General features: G+C 52.4%; 1 protein-coding gene. It reads left to right on the forward strand.

Annotated elements, in window-relative coordinates:
* Positions 1 to 135: 135 nt before the first annotated feature.
* Positions 136 to 229, forward strand: a 94-nt coding sequence (locus AAEY83_RS19100; RefSeq protein WP_351061875.1) for a hypothetical protein, incomplete at its 3' end; no start/stop codon positions are given.

Consider the following 229-nt stretch of genomic DNA (forward strand, 5'->3'; position numbering starts at 1 on the left):
TTCCTATAGTGTGCGCAAGTGGCGGAAAGTGGCATGAAGTGGGTTTTTTGAGCTCAAAACGATAAAAATTGGAGAAACGCTGACGTGTTTCGCGGAGCTAACGCTATCAGTCTCGATGCAAAGGGCCGTCTCGCCATGCCGAGCCGGTACCGTGACGAGCTCGATTCGCGCAGTTCCGGCCAATTGATCGTGACCATTGATGCCGTTGATCCATGCCTGTGTGTCTATC

Source organism: Psychrobacter sp. TB20-MNA-CIBAN-0197, assembly GCF_040309765.1.
In the GTDB taxonomy this organism is placed as follows: domain Bacteria; phylum Pseudomonadota; class Gammaproteobacteria; order Pseudomonadales; family Moraxellaceae; genus Psychrobacter; species Psychrobacter submarinus.